Origin of the sequence: Robiginitalea marina (assembly GCF_024006985.1) — a bacterium.
Taxonomy (GTDB): domain Bacteria; phylum Bacteroidota; class Bacteroidia; order Flavobacteriales; family Flavobacteriaceae; genus Robiginitalea; species Robiginitalea marina.
The window spans coordinates 76,760-103,524 of record NZ_JAMXIB010000010.1; the positions used below are offsets into that span (position 1 = coordinate 76,760).

Below are 26,765 nucleotides of genomic sequence, written 5' to 3' on the forward strand. Positions count from 1 at the left end.
ATTAGCGCGGGCGCAGCAGGAGGCGGGAATCGGCGTGCTTTTCAATGGAATCGCGGGAATACTGCAGGGGAAAATAGCCGTCTTTCCCCCAAAGCTCATACAGGTTCCTGTAATACGGGCTCTGCGGGTCCCCGGACTGTCCGGGGCTGTTAATGGCGCGGGCCCGGTCCCAATCGCCCACTGGCACCAGGATCCGGAACGTGGCCCCGCTCGACTGGTTGAAATTGTTCCCGGTTGCCCCCGGGGTGTAGCCATTGCCGCCCCTGGGGATCGAAGGCAGGTCCAGCGAGGGGCGAAGCGAATCGGAAACAGCCGCGCTAAGGGCGTGCCTTAGTTCGATGTGTTTCAGGGCGTCCTGCCCGTACTGCCATTGGTCGGGGTCTTCCCCAAGGCGGCTGGAGAGGAATTCCACGCCCTGCAGGAAGGTGTCTTTCAAAAAGGCATTACGACCGTCAGCATCCCCGAACACCTCCTGCGGGGCCTCCACCCATTGCAGGATGCGTTCCAATTGCAATCCGTAAAGGTCCCCGTGTACCTCCCGCGGTACGAATCTCTGAAAGGCCTCCTTTTTAATGGCATTTTCCCAGGCCACATAAACGGCGGCGGCCTGTGAGCCCGCCTCCAGACGGAAATCCCAATCCCGGAACAAATCCTGCGCCCGGGAAGCCAGGCCGGAAAACGCCATCTGCTCCAGGTAAGGCACCAGTATCCTGGCCGGGAGGGACAGGTAATCTACCTGCAGCGCCTCCATCCCTTCCAGGGTATGTGCGCGCGCCCCGGAAAGGACCTCTTCGATGCGTTCCCCCCGGAAACTATCGGCCCAGGTGTACCCTATGGCGTCCCAATGGGTATAATCCCCCGGGGTCACATTCTGGTTCGCCGTGGCGATAAAACCTTCCGCCGGGTTTACTGCATGGGGTTTGTCTTTAATGGGCAGGTATCCGTCCCATTCAAAACGGCCATCCCCGGGAACCGGGACCAGGCCGGAAAAATTCTTCCGGATTGGGGCAATCCCGACGGCCTGCCATCCGATGTTGCCGTCCGCATCGGCCCAAACCATATTTTCGCCAGGGATATGGCTGTACGCGCAGGCCTCGCGGAATTCCTCCCACGACCGGGCCTGGTCCATCCTCAGGGAAGCCAGATAGGGCGACCCGCCGGGTTCCAGCCAGGCACAGCGGACCGCGTAGGCCTTGTTCCGGCCGGCATCCTGATACACTACAGGGCCGTGGCGGGTATACTTGAGGGTCACTACCGTATCGGGCCGGCCCTTTACCGCAATGCGTTCCCGTATGGTTTCCATCTCCAGCCAGGCGCCCTGATACATATACTGGTTAGGGTCCGAGGGATGCGTGTTATACACATACAGGTCTTCCCCGTCGGTCTCAAAAACCGTAAGCCCCCAGGCGCCATACCCGTTATGGCCGATGGAGATGCCGGGGATTTCGGGTTCCCCGCCCCCGACTACATCCCAGCCCGGGGCCACCAGGTGGGCCATATACCGCAGCGACGGGACGGTAATGCTCCGGTGGGGGTCATTGGCCATAAAGGGTTTGCCACTGGCCATAAGGCCCGGGCCAACCACCCAGTTGTTGCTGCCGATCCCCAGGCTGTCGGCCGGGAATTCCCGCTGTTGCAACAGGGCCTGTCCGGCCCGGGAATTCCGGTAGGCCGGCAGCACGTCCTCCGGCTCGAAGACCACCGGTTTGCGGTAGGCTTCATACAACCCCAGGATGTCCATGGACAGGGAAGCGGAATCGATGCCGGGGTGCAGGGTCAGGTCGGGCTGCTTCGGATGGAACCACAGCAATTTGTTCACCTTTTCGGGCCCGAGGTGTGCCACGGCCCGGCCGATGGCCAGTTCTTCTTCGATATTCCCCAACAGCCCCTGATGCCTGGAAATAACCACCTCCGGGGTCCATTTTTCGGGGAGGATGCCCAGGACGCGAAATTCCACGGGAAGGCTGTCGGGGTTCTGGCGCGCCGCGTCGATATAGGCGTTTACCCCATCGGTAAAGGCCCTTATGATGGCCGACCCGTTGTCGTGGTAGTGGTTGAACTCTACCTCCGGGTCGCCCCGGAAGCGGAACAGCCGGGTCCCGATATCGCGCTGCAATTCGCGCTCCCCAAGGATTTCCGCCACCGTACCCGTAGCCTGGCGCCTCCAGATTTCAAACTGGAACAGCCGGTCCCTGGCCGCGAGGTAACCCTGGGCATAGAACAGGTCGTGTTCATTGGCGGCATAAATGTGATTGATCCCCCACGGGTCGCGGAAAACCTCCACCGGGGCTTCCAATCCCGGCAGTTCGAGGGCTTCCCCAGGGGACGTTTTGCAGGAGGCCAGGACGAGCAGGGTACAGGCAAGCAGGAAATACCTCATGGGAATGTGTTTTTCCTAAAGATAGGGATTTGAGGGCAATGGGCGCCCGACTACCGGCAGACCCTGATGTTGAGGGATTTTTCCGGGGTGGGGCTGTAGGCCTCGCAGACAGCACAGAACGGGTCCTGGGGTTCAGGGATCAGGACGAATTCAAAGGTATCCCCTTCCTTCAGGCTTTCCGGGAAATCGCAGGGGTTCCCAAGCCTGAATACCCGGGTATAGGTTTCCCCGGTGAATTCGTGGGTCCATTCCGCCTCCACGAGCTCAGGGTCAATATCGCCTTCGACCACCTCGATCACATAGTTCAGGCAAATGCCCTGCACGGCCAGCCGACCCAGAAATTTTGGGTCGGGACAGGCCGGGGATCCATTATCGTCCCCGCAGCAAACAAGGGAGAGGAAGCAGCAGAAAAACAGCAGGTATTTCATGGTTGTGAAAATTGGTTTGCCCCCGGTTCTTTCAAAAAGACTTCAGCATCAGGTCTATTTTATCGAATAACTCCCCCACCCCCAGGCTGGACCAGAGGATAAAAAGCCCCACCACCCCTTTCAGCCACCAGGGTAGGCCAAACCTGGTCCGTTTAGTAAACCATGTGCTCAATGGGGGGTAAAAAACCAGCGAAAGCAGGATGATAAAAGCCCCGAACCCTGGGTCGTTTCCCCAGAAGAGGTTTACCACCCCAATGGCGGAAAACACCAAGCCACAGAGCCAGCAAAAAATGGTCAGCAAGAGGTTCCCCGATTTCATCCGTTTGGATTTAAAGATTCAAAACTAGTAAAAAAGAGGGCTGCCATCCCAGGATGGGCCATTTTCGTCCCCCCTGGAAAAACCCCGGGCGGCGGTTGGCTAGAGCGTATATTCCTGCCCCTGCCGGGCCAGTTCCATGGGAAAATCATAAGCCGTCTTGCTCAGGAATTTTTTGAACATCCGGGTAATCTCGGCATCGGAATGGGCCGGGTCGTGGTGAAAAAGGACCAGGCGCCGGGCCCGGGCGCGATGGCAAAACTCCGCGGCAAGGTTTAGGGAACTGTGCCCCCAGCCGGCCTTGTGGCGATATTCTTTTTTGCTGTACTGGGAATCGTGGATCAGGAGGTCTGCGTTCCGCGCCAGGTGGATCCCGGAGACCCATTCGTCTTCCGGATACAGATGGGACCTGCCGATGACCGGCTCATGGTCGGGAAGGTAAGCCAATACCCCGGAGCCGCATTCGACCCGGAAACCCAGGGTAGGTCCCGGGTGGCTGATATAATCGGCCGTAACCCTGAAGGGCCCCAGAACGAGCTCCGACGCACCTGACAATTCGTGAATCTGGAGCCTGGCAGGGATGTCCCTAAGGGGGATCGGGAAAAGGGGAGGCGACAGAAAGCGGTTCAGGCGCGCTTGCAGGGGTTCGGCGCCGTCCTCGGGCCCCCAGAGGTGCACCTCCCGACCCGGGGTAAACAAAGGCTTGCAAAAAGCCAGCCCCTGGACGTGGTCCATGTGCAGGTGGGTCAGGAAGATGTCGACCCGGGCCGCCGGGTAATCGGTGTCAAAATCAACCCCCAGGATACCGGTGCCGGCATCGAGGATAATCCTGTCGGGGCCATGGCTGATTTCCACGCAGGGGGTGTTGCCCCCGTAACCCTGGGTTTCTGGGGAGGACGAGGGATAGGACCCCCGTGTGCCGTGCAGCCTGACCTTCATCATGGTGCTTCCGTGTCCCAGAAAATGGCCATGGCCCCTGAAAATTCGTGGGACCGCCCGATGATCGGGATTGCGGTTACCGAAATTTTGGTGGACTTGCCTGTTAAGCTATCGATCCAGAAGGTCTTATGGGCCGGTTGCTTCCGGCTCAGGGTCTCTACCAACGGGAGGGCTTCGGGGGGAAGGAGGTTCCCTTCCTCGTCCCGGGGGTAAAAGGACGTCCCCCAGTCCCCCACAGGCATGGGCCCGGTATCTTCAAATTTCCGGCCAAGGACTTTCTCGGCTGCCGGATTATAAAATAGCAGATTCCCCTCCGGGTCTACGATAAACACAGGTACAGACAGGGAATCGGCCAGTTGCCGGCTCAGGATAATTTCAAGGGCATGGACGGACATGGGGCTACGGGATTTCTACAAGCGTCCTTTTAAAGATATTAAATATTGCCATTGGGTGATGCTTAGGGCCGTCTTATTTGGAATTTTCCTGCGAAAGGGTCTAGGGATACCGTATTCTCCAGCCTGGCCCGGAACCCCGGCATGGGCCTGACAGCGCAAGAAGGGGCGTAAAAGCCCCTGGAGGGAACGGCATATCCCGCAAAAGAAATTTTTTCACGCTTAAGGGCTAAAGTCCCCGGCTGTTTGGCCCCATAATTCCGGATTTTTGGTTACCTTAAGGCCCCGTAACCACTAAAACCACATCCACGATGAAGTACATCGACAGTGAAATCACCCAATACTGGATCCACTTCCAGGCCGGAAACGACGAAAGCAAACGCGTTTACCCCCCGGCCATGATCAAATGCTACCACGACGATGATTTTATCTTGCAGGTAAATTTTTACCCCGATGGAAAGGCCCATCCGCCGAACCATTACGATGCCAAATCCAAGCTGGTATACCTGCGGTACCCCATGTCGATGTATGCGCACGTTATCGACATTTTAAGGAACGAAAAACCTATTTACTTCAGGTATTCCATGGCGCTGAACCTGGGGTATATCCGCACCGGGAAAGAACCCGTGGGGGAAGGCGAATACGACGCCGATTTCTGATTACAGCCCCCTGCCAAAAATTTAAAAGCCCCGGAAATCCGGGGCTTTTTTTGCGTTCGATGCAGGAATAAGGCCGGGGCTGGCTCACCTTGCCCTGATCAGGTACTGGTACGGCAAAAGGTTGACGTCTATGGAAAAAGAGCGGTATCCGGCTTCCTTCAACTCTGCAATAACCTGGTCCATGGCGATCTTGTGGTCCACGGGCGGGCCCACCGGTACCGGGACCTTAAAGAAATCTATAATGACCAGTTCGCCCCCGGGTTTGGTGCCTTTCAGGACTTTGGCAAAATAGGCCTCCCGGTTTTCGATGTGGTGGTATACATTCACCAGCACCACCTTGTCCGCCTCTCCTGAAGCCAGGCCGGGATCGTCGTAGGGCACCTTGCGGGTTTCGATATTGGGCAACCCCTCCTGCTCAATCCGTTTGCGGATGACCTCCTGAAACCCATCGTCCACGTCTGCCGCAATAACCCTGGCCCCTTCCCTGGCAAACCGGAAAGCAAAGTACCCTGAACCGGCCCCGATGTCGACAATGGTTTTGCCCTTGAGGTCCCCCAACCAGGCCAGCACCTTTTCCGGATGCTGGTAGGCATCCCGCTCAGGCGAGTCGAAACGCGTCACCAACTCCCCGGTAGAAGACCGGTGCATATACTCATTGGCGGTTTGGGCCGAATCCTGCCCTTTCTTCCCGTGGTGCCCCCGGTGTTCCTGTGCAATAAGGGCGATGGGGCACAACAACCCCAACAGGGCCGAGATAATATGGGATTTAAAAGCTGTTCTTGTCATTGTAGCATCATTAACACGTGATATGGACTGGAGTCATAGGTGCCTGTTCCCTTTATCCGGGGGGCAGGGGTTTTTTGGTTTCCTAAAACTACCACTTTTTAAGCATCCCGAACAACCCGGGCGTACTTCCTGCGGCTACTGCTTGTAACGGCCATAAACCGGTTGCCCCGGGTAGGTGCCCGAAACTTCCCGCCCATTTTTCAGCACAAAGGTGCCATTGACCAGAACATATTCCACCCCTTCGGAAAATGCAAGCCCTCCTTCAAAGGTCGCTTTGTCGCGGATGGTCCCGGGATTGAAAATGGTAATGTCGGCATCTGCGCCTGCCTGTATCCTTCCTTTAAACCGCATCATGGGGGCAATGCCTTCCAGCCTTATGGCTGGCAGCAAGGTCATCTTTTCAAGGGCCCCCATCAGGTCAATCACATTTTCTTCCCTGACGTATTTCCCCAGTACCCTTGCGAAGGTTCCGGCAGTACGCGGGTGCGCCAGCTTTGCATAAGGCATCCCATCGGAGGCGATCATCACTCCCGGTGCGGCAATACCGGTACGGATCCATTCCGGCTTCATCATATGGATAATAACAATTCCGCCCTCCTTCCTGTAGGTGTCAAAGGTCTGTTGCGTGAGTCGCTCCCCGGTAGCCACCCATTGCAGGTCCCCATAACCGATCCCCAGGCGCTCCTGCCATCCGGCATCGAACATGGCGCTTTGCAGCCCGGTGGAAGCGGCTGTATACGGATACACCTCCGTGGTGATGTCCAGGCCTTTCTGCTGTGCGGCAGCAACCATATCGAGGCTTACCTGTATATTCCCCAGGGCCATGCTGTTGATGTGCACCAGGTGCAGGGGTGCCCCGGTAAGCACCGCATTGGCCAGGGCTTCCTGTATCGCAAGGATATTCGGATACCGGGTATGTGTAAAAATTGGCGCCTGGAGTTCCCCGGCCAATTGGTATACCCGGAACAACTCGCTGGGGTTCGATTCAGGCAAATACCCGATGGGCACCCCGATTCCGATTCCCCCTTCTTCCAGGGAAGCCCTGATGTTGGCCAGGGTCTGGCGCATCTCCTCCCCGGTAATGGGCTCGCCTGCTGCCGGGAGGATGGTGTTGGTCATCAGCGTTATGGAAGATTCCCCGCGGAGGCTGGCCCGGTTGATCGCATCTACCTCCTCCCGGTATTTCGAAAGGGACTTAAACCGCTCATAGGGCCAACACACACTGGCCCCGTAATTGATGAGCGCCCTGGATTCCCGTGAGGCATACCAGGCTTTGAGGTTTTCTATCCCCCATTCGAGCTCAAGGGCCGTGGTAACCCCGTCGTGCAATTGATACTGTTGCTCCAGGTTGTCCCGGCCGTGGATATGCAGGTCAATGAAACCCGGGGCGACAACCAGGCCTGAAACATCCACGATTTCCTTCCCTTTCAGGGGTTCAGACGATACCTGGGCAATCCGGTTGCCTATAATGCCCACATTTCGAATGGCATCCAACCGGGTCTCCGGGTCCATGACCCTGCCCCCGGCCAACACAAGGTCATATTCCACGTGCTGCTGGCCTGAGGCCGCCTGGCAAAACACAAGGGTAAATACAATAAGGCGCAGAAGACGATTTTTTTCCATCGGGGTCAATTTTTGGCGGCTATTAAGGCTGTAGGCGTAGGTCCAGTGGGTATCAGGCCCGTTATGCCCATAAAGATAGTATTTAGCCGGGTTACTTTTACCGGAAACAGGTTCCGCGTAACGGAACAGTAGACGGACATTCCCCGGTGCATGGCCGGGGAGGCCTGGTGGCCCAGGTTCCCGCAAACCGGTTCCGCGGCCGCCTCACTCCCTGGTTACCGACAAATTTGCCCGGATTTCGGCAAGGGCAGAAACCCATTCCACCTCGCAAATACCGCCTTCCCGGGCACCCCACTTCCAGGCCACCCGCAGCATCATGGCGGCCGCGGCCGGGTCGTGGATGAGCGAATCGCGAAGTTCAAAGTATTGAAAGAGCGCCACCGCCTGATCGTTGATGTATTCGACCTGCCGGGCATCATCCTGGTGTCCGTATTTCATGAAGGCCCGGTTTTCAATACAGGTGTAAAACGCGGCCATATCCTTATCGGCGGCATTTTTTAAAACCTTTGCTTCGGCGTTGAGTTCCTGGGAAAACCCGGGGAATGAGACGAGTACCGCAAAGAGGAGGAAGAACCGTTTCATTATGTCATAGTTGTTTATGCCATGGCCTGAGTCAATTAAAGATATGGAATCCACGTCTTTGGCAAAAGGAATCGTTTGGAGTGTTTGTTTAACCATAGAGGTTTGATCGCAAATTAACACAAAAAACTATTTTTTTAATTTTGATACTTCATATTTTTAAGAAACCAATAAGACTCCTTCATTATGGAAACCCATTCATTTTTTGACCTGAAAAACAAAACCGCCATCGTGACTGGTGGGGGGAACGGTATCGGCAGAGGGGCTTGCGAAACCCTGGCGGCCTTCGGCGCCAATGTTGTGGTATCAGACCTGAAACTCGAAGACGCCGAACAGGTGGCTTCGGAGATCAAAACCCGCGGGGGCAAGGCCATTGCGGTCTCCTGCAACGTTATGAAGGATGAAGACCTTCAAAACGTGGTCAACGCCGCCCTCGATGCCTTTGGTAGCATCGAAATCCTTGTGAATAATGCCGGTGGCGTGGGGTGGCGGTAGGGAAAACCCCTTCCAAATCGATGTGGAACGGTTCAAGTGGGTATTTGAGTTGAACCTCTTCAGTGCCTGGCGCCTGAGCCAGCTCTGTGCCGCAGAAATGAAAAAAAGCGGCTATGGCTCAATTGTGAATATCACCTCCATGAGTTCCATCAACAAAAGCCCGAACATGAGTGCCTATGCGAGCTCCAAGGCAGCGCTCAGCCATATGTCCGCCAACCTGGCCCATGACTACGGGCCCATGGGGATCCGGGTGAACTGCGTGGGTCCCGGGGCTACCAAAACGGCAGCCCTTGCCAGTGTCCTTACCCCTGAAATCGAATCAAAAATGCTTTCAGGCACGCCGATCAAAAGGCTGGGCGAGGTGCAGGACATCGCCGGGGCCATCCTGTATTTTGCCGCCCCGATTTCCGAGTGGGTCAGCGGACAGGTGCTCTTTGTGAACGGGGGAGGGGTACAAACCCTGGATTAAAAAACGTGCGACCAAATGGTGCGCTTCACAGCGACTACCCCTTAAACATCTTTACATTAAACGCGGAATCCCGGTTGCAGGATTTCCCGGGGGTATGCCCCGGACGCAAACAGGATTGTCCCTGCCGGGGAGCCCGGCCAAAACCCAAACCCTATGAAAACAACACTATTGCAAGGTGCGATTATCAACGGTGTCATCAACGGCTCCATCAACGGGGGGATCCAGTGGTTCTCCTTTAAAAAGCACGAAACGGTCCCTATTTCAGTGGATTCCATCACCAACCAGGAATTCACGGTGCTCGGCAGTGCGGTCCACCTGTCCGTAACGCTGGCCATGATACTGACCTTTGTCGCCTATTTTTCCATCAAAAAGGAAATGCGGCCGAAAATCACAAGCTTTCTTTGGCTGATCCTCAAACACGGGTTTTTCACCTTCGGGGTGGCTACAGGCCTTTCGGTGATGTGGCAGTATAAAATGGGCAGCATTGAGGTGAGCGCCCTGACCGGCACCCTCCTGGTGGGCCTGATCGCCAGTGTAGTGGCAGGGGTGGTCAATTACCTCACCCTGAAGCCCTACTCGGAAACCAGTTCCTAGGGGCGACCTTCCCCTCTTGTGTTGATGGATCTGCAAAAGGCCCTGGTCCTTTTGGGACCAGGGCCTTTTGTGCCTCAAGGGGAAATGGGATCAGTACACCAATTCAAAATTGTTGACCCATAGTTCGCTGCCGATGGCCCCGGTGAAGAAATCGCCCAGGGCGCTGGAAGAAAAGACCACGGTAATATGGGTAGGGCGGGCCCCGGCCTCCGCCCAGGTTTCCCCGGGCCGGATATTGGCGTATTCAAATTCGGGGTCTGATGCAGATAGGGGGCCATATTTTATGGGTACCTCCAGGGTGGTCCATTCCGCTACTATGTCCCCGCTGCGAAGCCAACCCGTGCCCACCCGGGCTATCTGGTCTCCATCCCGCTGCTCCAAAAGCACATACAGGTCGGCCTGATCCCCCCCGGGAAGGGGGTTCCCGTCCCCATCGAGGTATTCCGTCCCCGGCAGGTATCGGTATTCCACGCGGAAGCCCGCGGGACGCGCGGTAAATGGGGTACCAAAGTCTATATTGGACCGGGGGTCTGTAGGGTTGGGGAAACCGTCGGTAAAGGACCCTGTGTACAGGGTAGCCGCCGCCATGCGCACCAGGAGCGGGGCCCTCACGCTGACCATTCTGGCCGCGAAATCGCCGCCCCCCAGGTCTTCAGGGGTGGTATTGGCGCCCCCCACGAGGGCCAGGCCGGGGTTGGCGGTATCCCAAATGGTATTTTCCGCATTTTCCCCGGGTTGCTGATACCCGCCAACCGTGTACCATAGGTCAAAAGCGCTGTTGGGGAGTTGGGGCTGTGCCTCGGCCACCACGGCCGAAACTTCCCATTGCGCCTCAGAGCCATCCTCTGCGGTAACGGTATAGATCACGGGTTCGCTGAAATCCTGGGGTTCCCCTACGCCAGGGGAAATGGCAGCCAAATTGGAGATCTCGATCCGGGAAGGGGTCAGGGCAGAAACATCAGCGCCTTCATCAAATGGGATCTCAATCTTCCGTTCTGCCGGCCGGATGGTCGTCACAGAGGCCTGCCCCGGAATTTCAAAGGCTTCGATTTCCTTGAAATCGGAAAGCCCGAATTTATCCTCTTTAATACACCCTAACGCAACCAGGGCCAAAGACAGCAGTATCGACTTCAGCACTTTTTTCATGGGATTCATCAGATTTTAAGAGTGTCCGTTTATCCTAATCCTGTTCATAAACCGTTTGCAGGGCAAGGCTAAAAATCAAAATAATAGGCCACCCCAAGGTTCAGGGCCAACAAGTTTAGCTTCAGGTCGATGCTGCTCTGGTGGATTTTTGTTTGATTGGCCTCATCATCATTAAATGTCTCCGTAGTCCATCTGGAGCTTACCCCAGCCACCCCCACGGAGGCCTCAAAAGCCCATTCCCTGGTAAAGAAAAGGACCACCCCCGGTTGTATCCCCAACCGAAGTTCCACGAAATCCTTCTCGAATTTCTCCACCTCAGAAGCCAGGAAATCCCGTTGTAACGATTCCCCAAGGGTCACCCGCAAGTCTGTTTGAACAAAAAATTGCATCCTCCCGGCCCCCAGGGGCACATACTTGCGGATATTCGGGAGGAAGGAGACGTCCTGGCCGACGCTTCTTGAGGTAATTTCCACTTTATCTTCATTCAGGAAGGTAATATCCTCCCGCTGTCGTCCGTAGCTGAACCCAAGGCCTACGGTAAAATTGTTTTTGAGGGCGTAGCCGCCGGAACCAGTGATCCGGTAGTCGAATTTGTTCTGGTCAATCACCTGCCGAAATAACTGGTTCTCATTTTGGGCGTCCCGCTGGTCCAGCGAAAAAGTAATCACCCCGTAGCCCCGGCCGGGGGTTATTGAATAGTTATCCACAGCTTCCGATCCGTCTGCTTGCGAGAACGCCGGGGAGGACATGATACAGAAAACAAGGACCAGGACCCAGGGCCCCATCCCATGGAGACTTAAGCGGGTATTTTGGGTGTTGGAAATCATGGTGTACGGGTTGTGCAGGACTACTACTCTCTTATGCGCCCTGAGGGCAATTTTTAAGGTCCTTATTGATTTTTTTCATTACTTTAAAAATAAATTTTTTTTTAACAGGTTCGGTTTGTGCCTTCAAAAAAGTTCAAGCCCAAATCTATAGACAAACAATCCTTTAGCCTTTACACCTTTAACCGCATTTTATTATTTTGTCATATCGTTCCATGCCATGAAACATCCAACCAAAGGGGAACTCACCAGACAAAAGATCCTTGAAAGGGTCAATTCCCTGTTCAACGGGCAAGGGGTAGACCATACGATTAGCCAAATTGCCGCCTCCATCGGCATGGGTAAAAGCCGTGTAACCAATTATTTCCCCAAAAAAGAACACCTCGTGCTCGGACTCCTGAAACGATACGAAGAGGAGCTGGATAAGGTTTTTGAGCACCATCAGGCCCATAAAGATTTTACCGAAATCGGGCAGTTTGTAAATTACCTATCTGACATTATGGACCTGATGTTCCGGTACCGCGGGGTGATTGCCCATGCCATGACAAACCCGGCAGTGAACAGCATGGTTGGGGTGCATATTGAAGAAAATTACAAGCGGAACAGGGAGAAGCTCCGCCAGCGGCTTAATTCCTTTTCAAAAAATGGGCTGGTTGAGGGCCGTATCCTGGAGCCCGAATATTTTGAGGTTTTCTCCGTGCAATTCCTAACCCTGGCCTCCAATTGGATCATCTCTTATACCCTGATGGACCATGATAAGGCTTACGATGCCGTTAAGCCCGTCTATCTGCGCAGTATCCTGTATTGCCTGAAACCTTACCTTACAGAAGAAGGCCGGGCCGAAATGGAATCAGCCTTCGGGGAGACTTTTGCCGCAAAGCCACATTAACCTTTTACAGCTAAACCCGATCATGAAATTTACGCGCCAAATACCCCGCCGGGGCATAAAGAAAATATGGCTCTTTATCGCTCTTATTGGGCTGATTTCCTTACAAAACGGGTATAGCCAGGAAGAGGGGCCTTTGGAGCCTGCAGTAAAAGATAGCACCCCGCCGGTTGAATTTATCCCATTCAACGAGGTGTTGATCGCTGCCGGCGAATCCAGGATTCGTGCCCTCCGGGCGGCGGAATCCCTGATTGGCCTGGAAAGCATTGCACGGGAAACCCGGCGAAACGATTCCATCCTGATGCTGGTAGACAGCGCCCTTTCCCTTGCAAAACAAATAGAATACCCCCAGAAAAGCGAGCGGTTCCTGACCAACGAAAAGAATTACTGGCAAATTGCCAACAGGTATGTGGGAGCCCAGAAAAAGCGGTTGTCAGAATTGATCCGGGACCTGCAGGACCAGCGCTCAACCCTTGAAAAGGACCTTCGCATTTGGAGGAATACCCAAACGCTGCAAGACTCTTCCTATGCCTTTGGCAATACAGCGGAGGTCATTGCAGCCACTTCCTCCATGCTGGACAGCCTGTCGACCGTAATCCAGGAGCGGTCAGAATTGCTCGTGCTTCCCCTTAACAGGACTATTGGAACAGAAGTTGAGATCGAACTGCTATTGGAAAAAATTCAGCAGGCCCTCCAGGAAAAATCCTCCCTGGTATATACGCGGACCGGCCCGGCCCTGCTCACAACAGCATTTTCAGCTTCTCAGGACCAGCAGTTTCCGGGTCGATTTAAAGCGTCCATGAAGTCGGAATGGAGCGCCTTATTGTTCTACCTCGGGCAACACAAAAACGCCTATGCCCTCTACCTTTTCTTTTTCCTGGGCATTTTGGCGCTTTTTTCCTGGATCAGAACCCGACTGAAGTTTTTGAGGGCCAATACCCTGAGCTACTATCAAACCACCTTTACGGCTGTGCTCCGCAGGCCCCTGAGCGCAGGGATTCTTTTCTGCCTGTTCCTCATGGTAATCTTCTTCCCTGACCGCCCTCCGCTGTTGGTCGATATTACCATCCTTGCCTTGCTGTTCCCCCTGATGGATCTAACCCTCAACCTTACGCCCCGCAACCTGCACGGATACCTATGGGGGTTTGCAGCCCTAATCCTGCTATACCTTGGGACCCGGCTTATCCCCGCCGAATCGCTGCTTAACCGCTATGCCCTCCTGGTGCTGGGGGTTGCGGAACTGGTGATCCTTTACCCCCTGTATAGAAAACCCCGGCTTTTAAAGCTCCACAACCAGACCCTTTCCCGGTTTGTCCGCTTCCTCATAGTCTTCCACTTCTGGGCTGTTTTGACGGGCTTTGCGGCAAATTTCTTCGGGTACACTATGTTTTCGCAGGTTGCCCTGGGATCGTTCTCCATCAATGCCCTTGCAGGTCTTCTCCTGTTTGTTGCGGCCATTATCCTGATCGGCGGACTTCAGTTTTTCATAAGTAGTCCCTATCTGGACAGGTTCCAGGTCATCCACGACTACGAGGAATACCTTAAAGGATTTACAGCCCGTGCAGTTATCACAGGGGTGCTTCTGTTCTGGCTGGACACCGTGCTCCGTATTTTCTACCTGAAGGACGCGGTCTACACCGTACTGCGCAACCTCTTTACCCGTGACCTTTCCCTCGGATCCATGTCGTTTTCGCTTGGGAAAATTGTCCTGTTTATCTTCATCATCTGGTTTTCCATCATCCTCTCCCGGGTGGTCAAGATCGTTTTACGATCTGACGTGCTCGATAAACTGCCCCTCAAAAAAGGGGTGCCCCGGATGGTTACGGCCATTGCGCAAACCGCCCTGATCACCATTGGGGTGCTCTTCGCCATACGCGCCATTGGGATGCCCATGGACCAGTTGACCATTATCTTCAGTGCTTTCAGCGTTGGTATTGGATTCGGGTTGCAAAACATTTTCAACAACCTGGTTTCCGGGATCATCCTGCTTTTTGAGCGGCCGGTACAGCTCGGGGACACTGTGGAGGTGGGCAACCTTATCGGAAAGGTACAATCCATGGGGATCCGATCCAGCCACATCCATACATTTGACGGGGCCGAGGTCATTGTGCCGAACGGGCAACTCATATCGCAGGAAGTAGTCAACTGGACCCTTTCGGACAAAACCCGGAGGATAGAAGTAATCTCAGGGGTGGCCTACGGGTCGGACGTACACCTGGTCCGCAACCTGCTCCTGCAGGTGCTGCAGGAACACCCTGAAGTACTCCAGACCCCTGCGCCCCTTGTTCTGTTCAACAATATGGGGGAGAGTTCCCTGGATTTCAGGCTGTTGTTCTGGACGGACCGCTTCGAGGAGTGGCTCAGAATCCGCAGTGATGTGATCTTTGCCATCCACGATATCCTCTATGCGAATAACATCAGTATCCCCTTCCCACAGCGCGACCTGCATTTGAAATCGGTGGATCCTTCGGTTTTTCCAAACCCGAAGAAAAATGAGCCGGGGGATTCCCCATAGGAGGTACTGACCGAAAGGGAGGTACCCTTCAGGAACAAGGCAATTTATTTTGAGTCCTTCTCGCTGCCTGCAGCCCTTTTGCCGGTAAGGTACCCCAGGTAAAAGGGCAGCCCCAGCACCACAATCAGGGCGATGACGCCGAAAAAGAGGATGCTTTTGAGCATCCCGTGAATTTCGGCAAAGGCGTTTTTAATCCCCGTATCGGCAATTTCCCGGGCATCCAGGCCTAGCGCCAGCCTTTCCCGCTGTATAATCGTATCGAGGGCAATGCGCTCGCGCAAGATCATTTCGTCCAGGGCCCGGCGTTCCAAGGCGAGGTTCACCATGGCGCGGCTGATTTCTGAATTCAGCCCTTTGAAGATCGGATTTACGGCACCCCTGAAATCCTCAATGGCCGTGGCAAGTATTTCCGGGGAATTCTCTGCCACTTCCACCAACCGTTCCAGTTCATATTCTACCCGGGCCAGGCGGGTTTCCAGGGGGATGGAATCCAGGCCCTGCTCCTTCAGAAAGAGGGAGGTTTGCCAGGCAAACTTCTTGCCCGCTACATCAGAGGCGTAATCGAACCGGTTCGTCGCGTCTGCCACCACTTCGGAAAGGGTGCCTACAGTCTGGACCGCCGTGCTGTCGGGCAATTCCTTAAACGCGAGATAGGCCTCCCGAATGGGGGTGTGCCGAAATTCATTTTCAAGACGAAGGGGATGCTCCCGGGCATAGGTTTCCACAAATTCCCGGTAACGGGGATATTCCTTTTTGTTCAGGACGCTGGTAGCGATTTTTTCAATCCGGTCGGTATTCTTTGCCGTAGCCTCCAGGGCAATGGGGGCCCAGCTTCCGAAAATGGCATCATCCGTGGAAGCTTCGAAAAAATTCAGCAATTCATACATATAGGACCAGGTATCCGCCAGGGCGACCCGGGGCATGGTCTGAAAACTGATCCTGCCGAGTGCGGACGCCGTTTGGATTTTCCAGCGAAGGGCATTTTTTTGGACCGCCAGGTGGCCCTCCGCCTCTTTGGCGATGCTGTCTGCAGCTATCTCCGTGCGTTCAAGGGCCTCCTCCGCAAAGGCCTGGATCAGCAACCGGGTATTCAGTTCATTTACGGAAAGGGGCTTCTGTTCGCTTTCGATTTTCACCAGGGAGCAGGAACTCAAAAGCAATACAATGAGCCCTGCCAGTAGAATACCCCTGGTTTTCAACATCGTCTTCATAAAGAATTGCAATTTAAGCCTTTCGGCGAATCTCCCCAACAACGCGCGATCCGCCCGTCACCAGCTGCCCCCGCCGCCGCCGCCCATGCCGCCGCCCGAGGACCCTCCCCCGGAGGAACTACTGGAGGGGGAGCTCACCAGGGTGGTACTGGTCCGCTCCATGGTACTGGAAAAGGACCTGGAAAACTGGTGCATGGACCGGAACCCGCCGGAGGTGTGGTACCAGGTGGGTGGGGCCACATCCAGGTTTTCGAATTTTTGCGCCCATTGCTTCAGGGCGCCAAAGGCCAGGGCATAGGCCATGGTCGTCTCGAAATAATCCGGGCTTTCCTTTAGCAGCATGCGCAGGCGGTTTTCTTCAGCCGTTTTAATAAAAGCCCTGAATCCCTTGAGTTCGGAATATAGTTTTACCCCAAACGGGTTTTTCTTCACCATATGACGGTTCAGGATCAGCAGGGCCACCCCCAGGACCAGGGCGCATAACACGGCCACCACCCCCCAGAAATTGAAAAAGGTGGGGAGCAGGACCAACAGGGCCAGGACAATCCCCCCTCCCGTGAACCAGTACACCCGGCGGGCTTTGGGGTCGTAGTATTTTTGGGCGGCCCCGGCCAGTTCCTTCTTCGCCATGTTCATCGTAAGGTAAAAGGTGTTTTTCAGGCTACTGACCCGAACCTCCGATTCCCCTCCGTGAAACAGGCCATCAAAAACGATTTTTTGATATCCCGGGGCCTCTGCCGGGAGGTCGGCCAGCTTTTTAATCAGGATGTCTTCTTTGGCAAACCATCCCTCCCCTTCCACCTCCTCCATTTCCAGCAGCCCCCGGTTGCCCCAGTACGGCAGGAGCGAAACGAGGTCGGAAGTGTCCTCCCTGTCGTTTATCAGGAAACCGACCATGGCGGGGTCCATGTTTTCCGGCGGGAAATACGTGACCACCATGGGGGAGGGGTCATCTTTTCCATATTTAAGGAACACCTTGTAAAACCCCCCTGCCAAAAGCAAAAGGATCGGCACCCACCCGTACCCCGACCAAAAGAGCCAAAGACGGCCGGGTTCGGCGATGCTGCCTTTTGGGAGGTTCACCAGCAGGGTGACAGCCTCTCCGTAATTTGACCCAAACCCTTCCCGGGAGGTACCCGAAATGGTGCCCCCGGCAATGCGAATCCCGAATTCCCCCGTGGGAGAAGTACTCCCCACAGGGCCGGCATACAGGAAGACCTGGTCCGGGTCCGCCTCCACCCCTTCGGGCAGGATTACGCTGAAGGTGATTTTTTTGAAGGGGGCAACCCAGTCCGAGGGTTTTAAATTCCAGTAAAACCGCGTGAAGTCTTCCTCAAATAAAAAGGCATTGTCCACCCGGTACCGGATCTCATAGTGTATGGGGCCCACCACCGTTTTGTCGGGATCCCCGATCTTGATCCGGGCGTTGCCCTCCATCCTTTGGGAAAAGTTCCCTGAGGCCTCGAATTTGTGCCCGGGCACTTTAATGTCGCTGATGCGGATTTGCCGTTTGGCTTCCGATCCATCCGCAGCACGGATCGTGTAGGAGGTAAGAATATCGCGGTAAATCCCGTGTTTGGGACTAAAGAATTCCACATCATAGGTTTCCACTACCTCGAAGTACCCCTCCTTATGGAGCTCAATGGCAACCGAAAAGTGGTCCACCCCAAAGTCCTGGGCCTGCGCCAAAACCGGCACAAGCCAAAGCAACAGGAACACAGGGTTGAATCGGGGCGATCTCATGAAACGCGGGTCCTGGAAAAGGTTAAAAAGTCACCTTTACATTTTCCCGTTCCGCTTCGGTGGATTCGAAGAAATCAAAATGGGTGTAGTTGAACATTCCGGCGAACAAGACCCCCGGGAAGCTTTCGCCATAGGTGTTGTTCTCCCGCACCGTGCCGTTGTAATACCGCCTGCTGCGCTCGAGGTTCTCTTCAATTTCGTTCAGCTTGTCCTGCAATTGCAGGAAATTGGCATTGGCCTTGAGGTCGGGATAGGCTTCCCCAAGGGCAAACAAGCCCCTGAGGGTTTGCTGCAGCTGGTTTTCCGCCTTGATCTGGTTGTTGATATCGCCGGAAGGAACGGCAAGGGCCGCATTCCGGGCCTGGATTACCTGCTCAAAAGTCTCCTTCTCATGGGCGGCATACCCCTTTACGGTTTCCACCAGGTTCGGGATGAGGTCATACCGCCTTTTCAGGGCAACGTCAATATTGCTCCAGGCGTCCTTTACCAAATTGCGGTTCTTTACAAAACGGTTGTAAACAGCGATCAGGAAGACCGAAAGGAGTACCAGGACCGCCAAAAGGATAAGCAAGGTTGTTCCCATAACAGCGCGATATTGGTTGGTTTTCAGGAAATGGATTCATGTTAAGGTACAACCTTTTTTTCAAATTTCCCCACGAGGCGTCATCTCCGGATGCATCAAACATCCGGGCCAATAAGCGGCCCCAAAAAGGCCTGCTATTCGCCCTGCCCCTTGATGTAGGGGGCCCCGGCATTTTTGAACTTTTGTTCCAGAGCGGGAACCATCTGCCCGGAAATGCGGCTGACCTCAGGTTTCAATTCGCCGAGCATCGCCTTTGCCGTTTCCAGGCTTTGCCGATGCAATTCCGTCGGTCCGTAGGTCGTAGAGATCCCCCGGGTAGCCGTGCTCAAATGCGATTGGGCAGACGGCGGGTTACGCTCGCCGATTTCGTTTCGGGCCGGACTGCCTTCTGCCTGGATTCTGACCGCACGCAACGCCTTCTCCAGGGCGTTTACCTCCGAGGCCAGGTCCGCAGGGGAACCCGCTACCCTGGGAAGGGCTTGTTGGAATCCCTTCAGGGCGGTTTCTGCCTGGTCGAACTGGTCCTGGAGTACCTCAAAATCGCGTTGCAGGGCCTCGAGGTCCTGCCGATAGGCGTTGTAGGAGGTATAGTCCATGCCCTTGAGGGTCCCTTCCCGAATGGGCTTTACCTCAAACCGCACTTCGTTGCCAACGGGGGTTACCTTCCCCTCCTTCTCAAGGGCGAGGGCGGCCGTATACGTTCCGGGCGTGGCCAGGGGACCGCGATTCCACCTTCCGCCGCCGCCACCCGACCTTTCCGGGTCGATAGCCCTTGTACTGGCGTGGCGCAGGTCCCAGGCGAGGCGGTGTGTCCCTTTTTCAGCTTTTTCCTGCAGGTGGCGGATTACATTGCCCTCCGTGTCCCGGATGGTAATCCACACCCTGGCGGGTTGCTCGGTATTCTCCGCGTCTATAGCCTCATATCCCGGGAAGGGGATATCGCCCCCATCCCTGCCGGCTTCCTTTTCGGCCTCCTTCCGCCTTTGTTTGGCGGTGGTAAAGTCCTCCGAAAGGTGGTAGGTGAACACCGCCCCGAATTCGGGGTTTTCGGCCAGGTAAAAATCAGCCCCGGTATTGCCCAGGTTACTTCTGGGCACATACCATTTGGCTGTACGCGGGGCAAAGAGCCTGCCCTGCTCCTTAAGGACTTCGGGGGTTATTTCCCTCAGGGGGCTGTAATCGTCCAGCACGTAAAAACCGCGGCCGAAAGAGGCAGCCACCAAATCGTTTTCGCGCTTTTGGATGGTGAGGTCCCTGAAGGCTATATTAGGCGTTCCGGGCAGTTTCTGCCACTTTCCACCCCCGTCCAGGGAGGTATATACCCCATTTTCTGTAGCCAGGAATAAGAGGTTTTTCTCCACATGGTCCTGAACGATGCGCCACAGCAGGGTGCGTTCGGGCAGGTTGGAGGAAAGGGAGGTCCAGGTCTTCCCGCGGTCTGTGCTCTTGAAAAGATACGGCCTGAAATCGCCCTCCTTATGGTTGTCCAGCACGGCGTAAACGGTATTGACGTCGTGAAGGTCCGCCTTGATGTCATTTACAAAACTTCGGGCGGGCAGTCCCATCCGGGTTACGGGAATACGGTCCCAGGCCCCTCCTCCGTCGCTGCTCACAGCGATAAAGCCGTCATCGGTACCCGCGTAAAGCAAGCCCTCCTGCACAGGCGATTCACTTAAAGAAGTAATGGTATTGTAGTTGGACATGGCCCCTACATCCCAGGCGTTGTCCCAGGACTGCTGCCGCCCCATAATCGGGAGTTCCAGCCGCTCTTCGTTGCGGGTGAGGTCCCCTGAAATGGGCGTCCATGCATCTCCGCGGTTTTCCGATTTCCACACGCGGTAGGAAGCGAAATACAGGCGCGCCGGATTGTGGGGCGACACCAGGATGGGGGCGTCCCAGTTAAAGCGCTCGTGGGGGTCGCCCTTCCGGGCCTGGGGTTGGATAAAGACCTGTTCCCCGGTGGCCAAATCCACCCGGTGCAGGCCGCCCTGCTGGGTCTCCGCATAAATGATATCGTTGTACTCAGGGTCCGTTGCCGACTGATGCCCGTCGGCAAAAAGGGTCTTGTACCAGTGTTTGTTGCTGATTCCCTCCCGCTCATCGGTTGCCGAGGGCCCCCCGGCCGATCCATTGTCCTGGGTGCCCCCGAAAACGTGGTAAAATGGTTCGGCATTGTTTACCGCCACCTTGTAGAACTGGGTCAGGGGGAGGTTTTTGTGGTACCGCCAGTTTTCGGCCAGGTCAAAGCTTTCATAAATGCCCGCGTCCGTCCCGATCATCAGGTAGTCGGGGTCACTGGCTTTGAAAGCCAACGCATGGTTGTCGGAGTGTTTTTCTTCTTCCTTGAGCTGCACAAAGGTCTTTCCGCCGTCATCAGAGGTCAGCACCCGTACGTTCATCAGGTACAACCGGTCAAAGGCATGGGGGCTGGCGTACAGTTCCTGGTAGTAATGCGGGCCTGTACCCCCGGAAACCGTATTGGACATTTTTGTCCAGGAAGCCCCCCGGTCCGCCGAGCGGTATACGGCTCCGCTCTTGCGATCCAGTTCTATGGCGGCATACACTACATCGGGTTGCTGGGGGGATATGGCCAGGCCGATTTTCCCCATATTGGATTTGGGCAGGCCATTTGTGAGCTCCACCCAGGTTTCCCCCCCGTCGGTGGATTTGTGGATCCCCGAGCCGGGGCCGCCGCCCATAAGGGCTGCCACCGTCCGGTGACGGTCCCAGGTAGCTGCGTAGAGCACCTGTGGGTCACGCGGGTCAATAAGCAAATCGGTGGCGCCGGTCCACTCTTCGTTGCCCAGTACCCGTTTCCAGCTTTGTCCGCCATCGGTGGTTTTATATACCCCGCGCTCCCCGCCCTTGTTCCAGAGCGGGCCCTGGGCGGCTACCCAAACTACATCGCTGTTGTCCGGGTGCACGACGATGCGCGCTATATGCTGGGAGTCCTTCAGGCCGAGGTTTTCCCAGGTTTTGCCCCCATCTTTGGAGCGGTAAACCCCGTCGCCGTAGGCCACGTGGCGTCCGCCAACATCTTCCCCGGAACCTACCCAGACAATGGACGGGTTCTGCGGATCGAGGGTGATACACCCCGTGGAATAGGAGCTCTGCTGGTCAAACAAAGGGGTCCAGGTAGTGCCTGCGTTTACTGTTTTCCAAACCCCTCCGGAGCCGACGGCCACATACCAGACATTCTCATCTTCCGGGTGGATGGCGATGTCGGCAATACGCCCCGACAGGAAGGCCGGGCCAATATTGCGGAATTTAAACGCCTGCAGGGGAAGTTCTTCTTTTTTTTCAGGGGCATTGCCTTTTCTGCGTTGTGCGCTCAGGGGGCCCACAGCAAAAGCGAGCAGCACGCTCAAGGCCAGGAGGTAAATTCTTTTCATGTCGTTCTCGTGATTATAACCCACTAAATGTACGAAATACCGGGGGAATTCCCCGGGAAGGATGGCCGCTTAAAAGCCTATGGTTTTAATAGCCCCTCAATTTTTGGGCGACTTCATCGTAGTAGGCCTGAGTGAGGACTTCCGTCCAGGTGGTGGGCTGGGTTCCGCCATAAATGGCCAGGTAGGTGACGTCCCTGTCTTTGGTGGAGGTGTGCCAGTGTTCCGTTTCCCGGTCGCATTTGATCAAATCCCCCTGCTTCATGATTATGGGCTCCTTTCCCCTTTCCTGGTAATACCCTTCGCCATCGACAATGATGAGCACCTGTACGGATTCGTGCTTGTGCCAGTCCAGGGTGGAATTCGCCCTGAAGGTGGCCTTGGTGATGTTGTACTCCAAATCCCCCTCAGCACGCAGCAATCCATTTAACCATGCCTCGCCGATGTAGTGCGTGTTTGGCGCTTTAGTCCCAGGGTCCAAATAGGAAGTCACGTTATATTGGCTTTGCGAGAAGACAAGCATTGGAAGGAAAAATAGCGGGAGTAAGATACGATTGTACATTTCTGCTGGTTTGGAGCATAAATTTAAAAAAAAACAGCTACACCTTTGGTCCGGAACCCTTTGTCCCGGATGCCCGGTTGGGCCCGATCGACCGGAAAAGGGCCGGCAGATACGTTAAAGAAAGGGTCCGGCCCGGGCTACCGGAAATGTCCTTGACCATAAACGCAAAAAGCCTGCTAAACCCGGCCCGTATTGCGGCCTTCCGTTTATGGAAGCTGCAGCAATGCTGATTTATTTCCTATCTTACCAGAAAGCCCCCGCGGTCCTTACCAAGTCCGATAACTCCCTGTACTGAAACACTAATATGGATTCAAGCGTATGAGGAATTTATTTGGGATGATTCTATTGGTGATCCTGCTGGTTGCCCCGCTGAGTCAGGCAGACGCACAAGAATCGAACACCATAAAAACAGAGGTTGTGGAGTTTACAAGCGACGGGGTGGATCTTAGGGGCACCATTTACACCCCTGACAATCCTCATGCAGCAGTCGTGATTGTACATGGGTCGGGCCAGGAACGCCGAATGGGCGGGTTTGCAACGCTTTTGGCAGAAACCGGCATTACCGTGTTGACCTATGACAAACGCGGCGTTGGGGAATCAGGCGGAACGTATGCGGGCCCGGAAGTAGGGACAAACAATATTGATTCCGGCAACCTCGCATTATTGGCAAAAGATGCACGTGCTGCGGTGGACTTGCTGAATCAACAGGACCCCAACACCCCAATAGGTCTTGTCGGTTTCAGTCAGGCAGGATGGATCATCCCAATTGCTGCAAAAGAAAATCCTTTGGTAGAATTCATGGTTTTGTTTAGTTGCCCCACCATTACCACCCTTGAACAACTGAGATTCCAGTTTTATACCGATGGGAACCCTGACTTCTGGGATACGCATACGGAGTCGGATACCCGTGAACATATCAGGAATGACCCTGACCGGTACCAATTTGCCAGCACTGACCCCAAAGATGCACTAAGTACGCTCTCAATCCCAGGCCTCTGGCTCTTCGGCGAAAGAGACATTCAGATTCCCGTGAAGTTGTGTATTGAGCAAATCAATGCGCTTAAGGTTCAGGGCAAACCTTTCGAATATGCGTTGTTTCCAACATTAGGACACAATACCGCCTTTGCCAATGACGCAGCCCCGGTAGCGATCTCCATCCATTGGATAAAACAGATAGCACTGAACATAAATAAAAAAAGCCGCAAGAACTGAATCTGCGGCTTTTTGTTCTGCGATCCAAACGGGCTAGAACGAATGGGGGTAAAAAACAGGCCGGTGCACTGTTTTAGTCCCGATAAATATCGGGGGGCCAGCAGGCACGGACGAGAGTCCAGGATAGCAAAAAATCCAAAAAATCATCAACAATGAAAGGACAGCATCCAATGAGGCGAAAAGCACTCCCTGTAATTAGTTTTGCTTTAGTAGTGTTGACTACTTTTCCATCCTGCAAATCTTTGGATTCAAGCTCGATTTTGGACCTAGAGGCTCATAATGTGATAAATGACATGTATGGGAATCGCCAGTTTAAACTTTATTATAAAACTGTTGAGGAACCCCAATGGGATCAATTAATAAATTTTGATACCATATTTTCCCGGGTTGGGCTGCCTACGAGAATTAGCGATGCAGATTTGGAAAAAATATTAAATGATGATGATCTTGAAAATATTAGAATATTGATACGAAAGTCGAAGCCTTCAATCATTAATGGGGATATGCTTGATGGAGTACAACTTTTGAAAAGGAAGAATAGGGATGTAGTCCAAATATCAACGCCAATCGTCTATGGTAATATTGCTTTTTTAAGAAGGATTTCAGAAAATGAGGTTCCAATTTATATCTTGAAAAAAGAAAATGGGACCTGGGACTTCCTTTATACCTTCTATCAAAAATTGATTCTTTATTAAGATGAATAGCTGCAATTGTATTTATTATTGATGTCCGAAGAATCATAATTTCTGAATGTTATTTTCAATGCACTTAATGGACAGCAATATTGGTGTCCTTTTCTCATTCTTTACTCTCCCTTTTTTCAGACCATAGCTTAGAGGACATGTTTCTTATTCATAAGTATTAATTACGGTATGGGCAGGTTTAAAAGGGTCCATCTAATATTTGGTATGCCCTTACATTTTGCCCGGATTCATCTTTTCTGCTAGCTCATGGATAAATACGGTTTATTTGAACTTCCTTAAATTACGTTTCATTTCATCACTAACCATTTGCTTCACAGACTACATCATTAACGAATGATTTACCAGACAATCCTGCTAACAATTTTGTTAACCTTTTCCAGCCAATATTCCTGTTTAAAACTGAATCGCTGGATTAGAGAAGATTATAAAGAAATTCAATGTCTAGATCTTGAAGCAGAAAGTGCCTTGTTAAAAGCTATTCTTTCTGCCAAAGATCCTGAAATAAGTGAGTTTGTGGATTTCTTGATTGAAAGAGGAACGGAGTCTATTGGATTTAAAGAATCGCATAACTTCAGGGTTAGGACGGTTAAGGTAAAAAATCACTCTTTCCATTTAGTTTCAAGTGAAATCCCTGATTATGATTTGTCTTTAAATTTTAACGATTGTACTTCTGGCAAGTTCGAATTTGGAAATGAAAGGTATGTTGTTTACGGTACTTTTGAATTCTCCGAAAGCAAGTGGATTATTTCAGAAATTGGGACCATAGAAATGGAATGATCAGGTAAATATGTGCTTTAGTCCGTTCATTTCAACTTATCTGAAATACGCTCCATTTCCTGACTCACCCTCTGTTAAACAATTTTGCCATAGTACTCCTGAGTTATTTTAATACTAGAATGCCCAAGCAGTTCACTCACCATTTCCATTGGAACATAGTTATTCAATAGGACCGTCGATCCAAAGGTCTTCAGAAACTTATAAAAGTTTCTCTATCGAAGAAAAGAATAAAATCCAAAAAATCATCACCGATGAAAGACTTAATAATAAAGATGCCAAGGGTAACCCTTGTAACTAGGCCCATCATTTTCTTTTGTTTAGTAATAAGTATTATATCCTGTTCGGCCTTAAAAACAGAAGGTACTGAAATAAGCGATGATGGTTACAAGCTAATTAATGATTTTTATACTGAGTCTCGTATACCACTGTATTACAAAACGGTAGAATCCCCTTCCTGGGACCAGTTGATTGTATATGATTCAATATTTGATAAGGTTAGTTACCCTGTTAAGATAAGCGACCAAGACCTCAAAGAAATCCTATCAAAAGATGATTTGATTCAAATAAGATCTGAAATACAACACTCCAGCCCTGTCAAAATATATCCAAATTTTGTTAAGAGCCTTTCATTGTCACGCAAAAAAGGAAATTCAATTATTATTTCAAAGCCTATAATTTTAGATAGTGTTGCTCTTCTTCGACAAATTGGTGAATTATCCGTTCCCATTTACATCTTTAAGAAAAACTCAAAAAATGCATGGGAAATCCAGTACACGTTTTATCAAAAGTTGATTCTTGAATAATGTAACCCCTCCTAAAAATCGAACTGTTGAAAATTGGACTTTAAGGACAATGTTGAAGAGAATCAATTGATTTTGGATATCCGTATCATTTCTTCGCTTATTCTCCTTTGTACTATTTTACCATAATATTCCTGGGTGATTTTAATTCTGGAATGCCCAAGCAGTTCACTCACTATTTCCATGGGAACATCGTTATTCAATAGGACCGTCGATCCAGAGGTCTTTCCCGGGCCCGAACCGGACCGGGCGAAAAAAAACAGGCCGGTGGGGTGTGAGAGTGTGTGGGGTTGAAAATTTTTCTATAAAGGCATTCAATGCTGTAATTCCTCAAAGGTTTCACTAAGCATCAATTTGAGCATCCTTTTGCCTTGATTTGTTTTGAAATAGCGCTCCCTGCGTTGGGCATCCTTCCGGGAAATATAGAATTCTGCGTGGATTAACCTCAATGGCCTTCTCGCAGCTGTACTTTTTGTTTTTCCCGCTGCATGGTCCCTCAAACGCGCCTGAAGATTTGTCGTAAATCCATGATAGAGCATGTTGTCCCGGGGGCTGAAAAGCACATAAACACAGTAAGGAAGCATATTCCAAAATACATCGGAATCACGCAACATACATGCATCAAAAAAAGCCTTTGGTTTCCCAAAGGCCTTCATGCTTACTTTGATCCTGAAGTAGAACTGGCGTTCACTTCAGGACCATGAAGCGAGCTTTGCTCTGCACAGGCACCAAAAAAAAGCCTTTGGATTCCCA

26 protein-coding genes and 1 pseudogene are annotated in these 26,765 nt (G+C 53.0%); 10 read left to right on the top strand and 17 right to left on the bottom strand.

Translation table 11 applies throughout. The features are described 5' to 3' along the window. Position 1 precedes the first annotated feature (1 nt). The 5 genes from NG653_RS12035 to NG653_RS12055 form a co-directional block, all read right to left on the bottom strand. Positions 2 to 2,380 carry a penicillin acylase family protein gene (locus tag NG653_RS12035; RefSeq protein ID WP_252741960.1) on the bottom strand — a complete coding sequence of 793 codons (2,379 nt, stop codon included), beginning with the start codon at positions 2,378 to 2,380 and terminating at the stop codon, positions 2 to 4. A gap of 50 nt (positions 2,381 to 2,430) precedes the next feature. Continuing rightward, on the bottom strand, positions 2,431 to 2,808 hold the full coding sequence (locus NG653_RS12040) for a hypothetical protein (protein WP_252741961.1): 378 nt from the start codon (positions 2,806 to 2,808) through the stop codon (positions 2,431 to 2,433). Positions 2,809 to 2,839: 31 nt separating this feature from the next. Then, positions 2,840 to 3,127, bottom strand: coding sequence for a hypothetical protein (locus NG653_RS12045; RefSeq protein WP_252741962.1), 288 nt, complete (start codon positions 3,125 to 3,127; stop codon positions 2,840 to 2,842). 99 nt (positions 3,128 to 3,226) lie between these two features. Then, complete coding sequence (locus NG653_RS12050; protein WP_252741963.1) at positions 3,227 to 4,066, bottom strand: MBL fold metallo-hydrolase; 840 nt, start codon at positions 4,064 to 4,066, stop codon at positions 3,227 to 3,229. Further along, on the bottom strand, positions 4,063 to 4,458 hold the full coding sequence (locus tag NG653_RS12055; protein ID WP_252741964.1) for a PAS domain-containing protein: 396 nt from the start codon (positions 4,456 to 4,458) through the stop codon (positions 4,063 to 4,065). Before NG653_RS12055 ends, NG653_RS12050 begins: the two co-directional genes overlap by 4 nt. A 308-nt stretch (positions 4,459 to 4,766) precedes the next feature. On the opposite strand from NG653_RS12055, the gene NG653_RS12060 reads away from it, so the two are divergent. Beyond that, positions 4,767 to 5,114, top strand: a complete 348-nt coding sequence (locus tag NG653_RS12060; RefSeq protein ID WP_252741965.1) for a hypothetical protein — start codon at positions 4,767 to 4,769, stop codon at positions 5,112 to 5,114. An 84-nt stretch (positions 5,115 to 5,198) separates the two neighbouring features. Here the strand turns inward: NG653_RS12060 and NG653_RS12065 are convergent, their stop codons facing one another. The 3 genes from NG653_RS12065 to NG653_RS12075 all read right to left on the bottom strand — a co-directional run bounded on the left by NG653_RS12065 (position 5,199) and on the right by NG653_RS12075 (position 8,105). Then, positions 5,199 to 5,900, bottom strand: coding sequence for a class I SAM-dependent methyltransferase (locus tag NG653_RS12065; protein WP_252741966.1), 702 nt, complete (start codon positions 5,898 to 5,900; stop codon positions 5,199 to 5,201). Positions 5,901 to 6,035: 135 nt separating this feature from the next. Beyond that, on the bottom strand, positions 6,036 to 7,523 hold the full coding sequence (locus tag NG653_RS12070) for an amidohydrolase family protein (RefSeq protein WP_252741967.1): 1,488 nt from the start codon (positions 7,521 to 7,523) through the stop codon (positions 6,036 to 6,038). Positions 7,524 to 7,727: 204 nt separating this feature from the next. Next, the gene (locus tag NG653_RS12075; protein WP_252741968.1) at positions 7,728 to 8,105 is read right to left on the bottom strand and encodes a hypothetical protein; all 378 of its coding nucleotides are present in this window, start codon (positions 8,103 to 8,105) and stop codon (positions 7,728 to 7,730) included. A 183-nt stretch (positions 8,106 to 8,288) separates the two neighbouring features. Here NG653_RS12075 and NG653_RS12080 point away from each other — a divergent pair, with 183 nt between their 5' ends. From NG653_RS12080 to NG653_RS12090, 3 genes are all read left to right on the top strand, one after another. Continuing rightward, complete coding sequence (locus tag NG653_RS12080) at positions 8,289 to 8,597, top strand: SDR family NAD(P)-dependent oxidoreductase (RefSeq protein ID WP_252741969.1); 309 nt, start codon at positions 8,289 to 8,291, stop codon at positions 8,595 to 8,597. Further along, positions 8,572 to 9,066 (top strand): SDR family oxidoreductase, encoded by a 495-nt coding sequence (locus tag NG653_RS12085; RefSeq protein ID WP_252741970.1) that lies wholly within the window; start codon positions 8,572 to 8,574, stop codon positions 9,064 to 9,066. The genes NG653_RS12080 and NG653_RS12085 overlap by 26 nt, the downstream gene beginning before the upstream one ends. A 153-nt stretch (positions 9,067 to 9,219) precedes the next feature. Next, positions 9,220 to 9,660, top strand: coding sequence for a hypothetical protein (locus tag NG653_RS12090; RefSeq protein ID WP_252741971.1), 441 nt, complete (start codon positions 9,220 to 9,222; stop codon positions 9,658 to 9,660). Positions 9,661 to 9,750: 90 nt separating this feature from the next. On the opposite strand, the gene NG653_RS12095 is transcribed toward NG653_RS12090, so the two are convergent. Both NG653_RS12095 and NG653_RS12100 read right to left on the bottom strand, forming a co-directional pair. Beyond that, entirely contained in the window at positions 9,751 to 10,806 is a 1,056-nt protein-coding gene (locus tag NG653_RS12095) for a PCMD domain-containing protein (protein ID WP_252741972.1), read from the bottom strand. A 68-nt stretch (positions 10,807 to 10,874) separates the two neighbouring features. Then, the gene (locus NG653_RS12100) at positions 10,875 to 11,633 is read right to left on the bottom strand and encodes an outer membrane beta-barrel protein (RefSeq protein ID WP_252741973.1); all 759 of its coding nucleotides are present in this window, start codon (positions 11,631 to 11,633) and stop codon (positions 10,875 to 10,877) included. 217 nt (positions 11,634 to 11,850) lie between these two features. Between NG653_RS12100 and NG653_RS12105 the strand changes: the two genes are divergently transcribed. Further along, positions 11,851 to 12,519 (top strand): TetR/AcrR family transcriptional regulator, encoded by a 669-nt coding sequence (locus tag NG653_RS12105; protein ID WP_252741974.1) that lies wholly within the window; start codon positions 11,851 to 11,853, stop codon positions 12,517 to 12,519. Between the two features lie 22 nt (positions 12,520 to 12,541). Continuing rightward, positions 12,542 to 15,031 (top strand): mechanosensitive ion channel family protein, encoded by a 2,490-nt coding sequence (locus NG653_RS12110; RefSeq protein ID WP_252741975.1) that lies wholly within the window; start codon positions 12,542 to 12,544, stop codon positions 15,029 to 15,031. A gap of 44 nt (positions 15,032 to 15,075) precedes the next feature. On the opposite strand, the gene NG653_RS12115 is transcribed toward NG653_RS12110, so the two are convergent. The 5 genes from NG653_RS12115 to NG653_RS12135 form a co-directional block, all read right to left on the bottom strand. Then, the gene (locus NG653_RS12115; protein WP_252741976.1) at positions 15,076 to 16,242 is read right to left on the bottom strand and encodes a hypothetical protein; all 1,167 of its coding nucleotides are present in this window, start codon (positions 16,240 to 16,242) and stop codon (positions 15,076 to 15,078) included. Between the two features lie 57 nt (positions 16,243 to 16,299). Next, on the bottom strand, positions 16,300 to 17,985 hold the full coding sequence (locus NG653_RS12120; RefSeq protein WP_252741977.1) for a DUF2207 domain-containing protein: 1,686 nt from the start codon (positions 17,983 to 17,985) through the stop codon (positions 16,300 to 16,302). Positions 17,986 to 18,007: 22 nt separating this feature from the next. Continuing rightward, a complete protein-coding gene (locus NG653_RS12125; RefSeq protein WP_252741978.1) occupies positions 18,008 to 18,568 on the bottom strand; it encodes a LemA family protein in 561 nt (186 codons plus the stop codon). 134 nt (positions 18,569 to 18,702) lie between these two features. Further along, the gene (locus NG653_RS12130; protein ID WP_252741979.1) at positions 18,703 to 21,960 is read right to left on the bottom strand and encodes a WD40/YVTN/BNR-like repeat-containing protein; all 3,258 of its coding nucleotides are present in this window, start codon (positions 21,958 to 21,960) and stop codon (positions 18,703 to 18,705) included. Positions 21,961 to 22,045: 85 nt separating this feature from the next. Further along, positions 22,046 to 22,519 carry a cupin domain-containing protein gene (locus NG653_RS12135; protein ID WP_370281137.1) on the bottom strand — a complete coding sequence of 158 codons (474 nt, stop codon included), beginning with the start codon at positions 22,517 to 22,519 and terminating at the stop codon, positions 22,046 to 22,048. A gap of 318 nt (positions 22,520 to 22,837) precedes the next feature. Here NG653_RS12135 and NG653_RS12140 point away from each other — a divergent pair, with 318 nt between their 5' ends. The 4 genes from NG653_RS12140 to NG653_RS12155 all read left to right on the top strand — a co-directional run bounded on the left by NG653_RS12140 (position 22,838) and on the right by NG653_RS12155 (position 26,015). After that, positions 22,838 to 23,731 (top strand): alpha/beta hydrolase family protein, encoded by an 894-nt coding sequence (locus NG653_RS12140; protein WP_252741981.1) that lies wholly within the window; start codon positions 22,838 to 22,840, stop codon positions 23,729 to 23,731. Between the two features lie 152 nt (positions 23,732 to 23,883). Then, complete coding sequence (locus NG653_RS12145; protein WP_252741982.1) at positions 23,884 to 24,426, top strand: hypothetical protein; 543 nt, start codon at positions 23,884 to 23,886, stop codon at positions 24,424 to 24,426. A 342-nt stretch (positions 24,427 to 24,768) separates the two neighbouring features. Further along, a complete protein-coding gene (locus NG653_RS12150) occupies positions 24,769 to 25,212 on the top strand; it encodes a hypothetical protein (RefSeq protein ID WP_252741983.1) in 444 nt (147 codons plus the stop codon). 251 nt (positions 25,213 to 25,463) lie between these two features. Beyond that, a complete protein-coding gene (locus tag NG653_RS12155) occupies positions 25,464 to 26,015 on the top strand; it encodes an N-terminal Xaa-Pro-Lys N-methyltransferase 1 (RefSeq protein ID WP_252741984.1) in 552 nt (183 codons plus the stop codon). A 62-nt stretch (positions 26,016 to 26,077) separates the two neighbouring features. Here the strand turns inward: NG653_RS12155 and NG653_RS12160 are convergent. Beyond that, positions 26,078 to 26,239, bottom strand: a pseudogene (locus tag NG653_RS12160) (site-specific integrase); the annotation flags it as partial. A gap of 87 nt (positions 26,240 to 26,326) precedes the next feature. Next, positions 26,327 to 26,668 (bottom strand): GIY-YIG nuclease family protein, encoded by a 342-nt coding sequence (locus NG653_RS12165; protein ID WP_252741985.1) that lies wholly within the window; start codon positions 26,666 to 26,668, stop codon positions 26,327 to 26,329. Between the last annotated feature and the right edge of the window lie 97 nt (positions 26,669 to 26,765).